Source organism: Kitasatospora sp. NPDC093558 (assembly GCF_040683475.1).
Lineage (GTDB): Bacteria > Actinomycetota > Actinomycetes > Streptomycetales > Streptomycetaceae > Kitasatospora.
The window spans coordinates 1-3,512 of the sequence record NZ_JBFBDY010000452.1 but is presented as its reverse complement, the minus strand read 5'-3'; the positions used below and the strand labels follow the sequence as shown (position 1 = coordinate 3,512).

The 3,512-nt window shown below is 73.2% G+C and carries 3 protein-coding genes and 1 pseudogene; 3 read left to right on the top strand and 1 reads right to left on the bottom strand.

All coding sequences use genetic code 11. The features are described 5' to 3' along the window. The 3 genes and pseudogenes from AB0O00_RS28805 to AB0O00_RS28795 all read left to right on the top strand — a co-directional run. Positions 1-173: pseudogene (locus AB0O00_RS28805) on the top strand (electron transfer flavoprotein subunit alpha/FixB family protein); the annotation flags it as partial. A 186-nt stretch (positions 174-359) separates the two neighbouring features. Then, complete coding sequence (locus tag AB0O00_RS28800) at positions 360-1,802, top strand: acyl-CoA synthetase (RefSeq protein ID WP_363656646.1); 1,443 nt, start codon at positions 360-362, stop codon at positions 1,800-1,802. A 226-nt stretch (positions 1,803-2,028) separates the two neighbouring features. Further along, on the top strand, positions 2,029-2,949 hold the full coding sequence (locus AB0O00_RS28795) for a C40 family peptidase (RefSeq protein WP_363656644.1): 921 nt from the start codon (positions 2,029-2,031) through the stop codon (positions 2,947-2,949). 216 nt (positions 2,950-3,165) lie between these two features. Here AB0O00_RS28795 and AB0O00_RS28790 read toward each other — a convergent pair. Beyond that, positions 3,166-3,512 (bottom strand): PfkB family carbohydrate kinase (locus tag AB0O00_RS28790; protein ID WP_363656642.1); only part of this gene is annotated, 347 nt, incomplete at its 5' end.

The window sequence follows — 3,512 nt, the reverse complement described above, 5'->3', positions numbered from 1 at the left end:
GCATCTCCGGCGCGATCCAGCACCGGGCCGGCATGCAGACCTCGAAGACCATCGTGGCCGTCAACAAGGACCCCGAGGCCCCGATCTTCGAGCTGGTCGACTACGGCGTCGTCGGCGACCTCTTCGCCGTCCTGCCGCAGCTCACCGCCGAGGTGAAGGCCCGCAAGGCCTGATCCGCCCCGCACGAGCGCGGAGGGCGTGGCACCGGGTACCCGGTGCCACGCCCTCCGGCGTTCCTGCACGTTCCAGGACGTCCCGGCCGTTCCCGGGCCGCTGTTCACGGGCGTCGGCGGCGGGCCCGTAGAGTCGGCGCGACACCTGTGGAGACGCGACACCTGCAGAGAGGCGAGGACGGACGCATGGCACTGCTGACGGCACTTCAGGGCGGCTTCGGGGACTCCTCCGACGCGCTGCGGATCGACGGGCGCGCTCTCTCGCGGGAGGACCTGCTGGGCGCGGCGACCGCCGTGGCCGACCGGGTCGCCGGTGCCCCCGCGCTCGCGGTGCTGGCCCGGCCGAGCGTCGAGACCGTCACCGCCGTGGTTGGCGGTCTGCTGGCCGGCGTGCCCGTGGTGCCGCTGCCGCCCGACTCCGGGCCGAAGGAGCGCGAGCACATCCTGCGCGACTCGGGGGCCGCTCTGCTGGCACACGCCATAGGGGACAGCGCGGTCGGGGACAGCGTGGCGGCTGCTGCGGTGAGCGGCGTGGAGGCGCTGCCGGTCGATCCGGCGCAGCGTTCCGCGACGACGTACGCGGAGTCGGCCGGGGACGCGACCGGGTTCGTCCTCTACACCTCGGGTACCACCGGCGCGCCGAAGGGTGCCGTGATCCGCCGCGAGGCCGTCGCCGCCGACCTCGACGCGCTCGCCGCCGCCTGGCGGTGGACCGCGGAGGACACGCTCGTCCACGGTCTGCCGCTGTTCCACGTCCACGGTCTCCTGCTCGGCGTGCTCGGGGCCCTGCGCACCGGCAGCCGGCTCGTCCACACCGGCCGGCCCACCCCCGCCGGGTACGCGGCCGCGGGCGGCAGCCTGTACTTCGGCGTGCCGACCGTCTGGTCCCGGCTGGCGGCCGACCCGGAGGCGGCGTCCGCCCTCGCCGGCGCCCGGCTGCTGGTCTCCGGCAGCGCGCCGCTGCCCGTCCCGGTGTTCGAGAAGCTCGCCGAGCTGACCGGCCACGCCCCCATCGAGCGCTACGGGATGACGGAGTCGCTGATCACCGTCAGCACCCGGGCCGACGGCGAGCGCCGGCCCGGCAGCGTCGGCCTGCCGCTGGACGGCGTGCGCACCCGGCTGGTCGGCGAGGACGGCGCGCCGGTGCCGTCCGACGGGGAGACCGTCGGCGAACTCCAGGTCGCCGGCCCGACCCTTTTCTCCGGTTACCTCAACCGGCCGGACGCCGACGCCGAGGCGTGGACGGCGGACGGCTGGTTCCGCACCGGCGACGTCGCGGTGATCGGCGCGGACGGCTTCCACCGGATCGTCGGCCGCGCCTCGGTGGACCTGATCAAGAGCGGCGGCTACCGGATCGGTGCCGGCGAGGTGGAGGCCGCGCTGCGCGACCACCCCGCCGTCGCCGACGCGGCCGTGGTCGGCGCGCCGGACGAGGACCTCGGGCAGGCCGTCGTCGCGTACGTCATCCCGGACGGTCCGGTGACGGGGGACCAGCTGACGGCGTTCGTGGCCGAGCGGCTCTCCGTCCACAAGCGCCCGCGGCGGGTCGTCCTGGTGCCCGAACTCCCAAGGAACGCCATGGGAAAGGTGCTCAAGAAGCAGCTGCTCGCGGAGTCCGGCGAGCGGTGATGAGGGGGCGTCGGAAAGCGTGCCGGTGACGGCGGCTCACCCTGATGCCCCGTTCGGTGCTCACCCTTCGTGACCCTTCCTTTGGCGCACTCCACTGCGCGCCGTGTGCGGACGCGTGCCTAACGTGACACGCGGCAGTACTGAATCGCCCGATCCGACCCTTTTGAGTCGGTTCGACGACTTCAGACCTTTCCGCTTCTCCGCAGCAGTGAAGGAAGTCAGCAGGATGACCACCGTCAACACCGGCGCACCCGATGCCGCCGACGAGTCGACCGGGCAACACGCCACCACCCCCGCCGCCGACCGCAGGGCCGCGGCCCGTCCCTCCCGGGCCGGGCGGGTGCGCCGGGGGATAGGCATGGTGGCCGTGATCGTCGCCGGCGCGGGTGTGATCGGCCTCGGCACCGGCGTGACCCCCGCGTCCGCCGAGCCGGCGCCGGCCCACGCCGGCTGGGACGGGTCGCGGTACTGGTTCAAGAACAGCAAGGGGGAGTGGCGCTGGACGACGCACTACAGCGTCTACAAGGCGCGCACCGGGGGCGGCTCGACCGCGAAGACGTCGTCCTCCACGTCCTCCTCGTCGTCCTCGTCCTCCGCGGCGAAGTCCAACGGGGGGATCAAGCAGGGCTGGGACGGGTCGCGGTACTGGTTCAAGAACAGCAAGGGTGAGTGGCGCTGGACCACGCACTACGACATCTACCTCGACCGCACGGGCGGCGGGGGCTCCTCGTCGTCCTCGTCCTCGTCGTCGTCCTCGTCCAACTCGGCGCCGCCTGCGGCGGACCGGAACGTCGAGACGGCGATCCAGTTCGCGCTCGCGCAGCTTGGCAAGCCCTTCGAGACGGCCGGCAACGGGCCTGACGGCTACGACTGCTCCGGCCTGGTGCAGCAGGCGTTCCAGCGAGGCGGCATCGACCTGCCGCGGGTGGCCAACGACCAGTACGAGGCCACCACGCCGATCACCGTGAGCCAGCTGCGCCGCGGCGACCTGCTGTTCTGGTCGCCCGACGGCACCAAGCGTGGCATCCAGCACGTGGCGATCTACCTGGGCAACAACCAGTACGTCGAGGCCGCGCGGCCGGGGACCCTCATCCGGATCTCGGGCATCAGCAGCGGGTACTACCCGGCGTACATGGGGCGGCCGTAGCCGTGTGAGGGGCTCCGCGTGAGGGGCTCCATGTGAGGGGCGACGGATGACGGCGAACAGATAACAGATGACGAAATCTGTTTTCTGTCATCTGTTCGCCGATATCTGTTCGCCGTCCTCGGCGCGCCGCGCCGTGCTCCCCTGCGGCGTTCGCATGAAGGGCGTTCGGTCCTGTCTGTGGGACCGAACGTCCTTGCAGCGCAGCGGTGTTGATGCTCAGAGATCCGTCGGGCGGGGGAGCGCGCCGCGGGCGCCCAGGGCGGTGACGGCGAACGCCCCGGCGGCCACGGCGGTGGCGGCGGCTTCGGGAAGGGCCGTGCCGCGGGCGAGTTCGGCGGCCAGGGCGCCGCAGAAGACGTCGCCGGCGCCGGTGGTGTCGACGACGGTGACGGCGGGGGCGGGAAGTCGCGTCACCCGGCCGTCGGCGACGACGAGGGCGCCCTCGCCGCCGAGGGTGAGCACGGCGTCGTCGGCGAGGCCGCCGAGCGCGTCGGCCGCCGCGGTGGCCGTGGCGGCGCCGGTGAGTTGGCGGGCCTCGACGGCGTTCACGACGACCAGGGGAC

Excerpts from the sequence above, each read along its gene's own strand:
- AB0O00_RS28800 (WP_363656646.1), top strand. The coding sequence starts at position 360 with ATGGCACTGCTGACGGCACTTCAGGGCGGCTTCGGGGACTCCTCCGAC.
- AB0O00_RS28795 (WP_363656644.1), top strand. The coding sequence starts at position 2,029 with ATGACCACCGTCAACACCGGCGCACCCGATGCCGCCGACGAGTCGACC.